The sequence below is a fragment of the Lactiplantibacillus sp. 7.2.4 genome (assembly GCF_018991185.1).
GTDB lineage: Bacteria > Bacillota > Bacilli > Lactobacillales > Lactobacillaceae > Lactiplantibacillus > Lactiplantibacillus pentosus.
In genome coordinates, this window is record NZ_JAGYGS010000131.1 from 1 (window position 1) to 1,591 (window position 1,591).

A 1,591-nucleotide genomic window follows, 5' to 3' on the forward strand; every position below is an offset into this window, starting at 1 on the left:
TTAATATGCCGTTATAAACCACGTGACACTTTGATGTCCTGCCGGAAACTGGCAAATCCCATAATTTATGAAAAGCTGTTCATAGTTTGTTGGCAATCGATGCCGGGTTTAGAAAACTAGTCTTCTCATAAAACAAACGTAATTTCTTAGCTAGGTGGTAATTTATATGCAATTTGTATTTGGAATCGATGTTAGTTGTGATTCAGTAACTGTTGCGGTCGCTAGTGACGAACACACGTTACTGCGTGAGTACAAGATAAACAGCGATAAAGCAGGGTTCAGTCGTCTTTTAAAAGACTTGCGTAGTGTGAACCACCCACAAATTATTTATGAATCAACTGGCGTTTATTCGCGTCGTGTGCGCACCTTTTTGATTCATCAAGGTTATGATTTTGTGGAGTTAAACCCACTTCAAGCCAAGTTAGACTTGACTGAGAATTTTAGACGCAAAAAAACTGATCGTAATGATGCGCGTGATTTAGCTTGTTCTCAATACATCAGGAATCGTTTAACAACTGTGCAAGAAAAGCCAGTTTACTTAGACCTACGCGATAATGAACGCTTCTATCAACAATTAACGCGTGATGATGTGCGTAAAGAGGACCAATTGGAGCGGGTGATTCAAGTCGTATTTCTGGGTGTTCAACGCATTTATAGTGATAAATATGGTCAAAATCTGTACGAAACACTCCAACTATTTCCGAATCCGGATTTAGTACTGAAAGAAAGCCTCGACAGCCTCACAAATAAGCTACAGGCAGGGTTATCCAAAAGGCTGGGTAAGAAGCGTTGTCGCGACTATGCGCAACGATTGATTAATGCGGCTAAGGCTGCCTATCCAGCGGTTGATAGTTCAAGTTGTATGCTTCATCAGATGCAGTTCTACTGTCAAAGCTTATTAGAAATAGAACAAGAGCGTGACCAGATAATTAACCAAATGGTCGCAGAAGCCAAGGCAGCTAAGCTACCTGAACTAGAGATTTATCAGAGTGTTCCCGGTATTGGCCTAACAACTGCCATCTGTTTAACCGCCGAACTCGGTGATTTACATCGGTTTAGCAGTCCAAGCAAGATCAATGCGTACATCGGTATTGATTTAGTCGTTTATGAATCAGGAAACTATACGGGTCATCGACGTATTACCAAGCATGGCAATCAATACGCTCGTAAGATTCTTTTTCGAACGATTGATAACATCTTGGCAGCCACTAAGACCCATCCTTGCCATATCGCTGACTATTATCGGCGACGTAAAAAAGAATCTTCCAAGTCACCTGAGAAAGTAACTAAGAAGATCCATATTGCGGCGATGGCTTGTCTGTTGCGAACCATCTATCACCTAGTATTGCACAATCAAAAATATAATTATGAAATTGCCATATCACATTAGATAGTTTTGATTATGACTTTTTCTTAAGGCTTTGAAAATTTTTGAACTCTTCAAGGCCTATTTAAGTATACACTCATTTTCGATTAGCTTCAATAAACTAGGCAATGACGCAATAATCTTCATATATCTCAGATAAATAACTCAATTTAATTTAGCTTTAACCCTTGATAGTGCTTGACTTTTCGTAGAAACGTGGTGGAC

The 1,591-nt window shown here is 39.6% G+C and carries 1 protein-coding gene; it reads left to right on the plus strand.

Translation table 11 applies throughout. The features are described 5' to 3' along the window. Positions 1 to 166: 166 nt before the first annotated feature. On the plus strand, positions 167 to 1,390 hold the full coding sequence (locus KGF70_RS16815) for an IS110 family transposase (protein WP_216769664.1): 1,224 nt from the start codon (positions 167 to 169) through the stop codon (positions 1,388 to 1,390). The last annotated feature ends 201 nt before the right edge of the window (positions 1,391 to 1,591 follow it).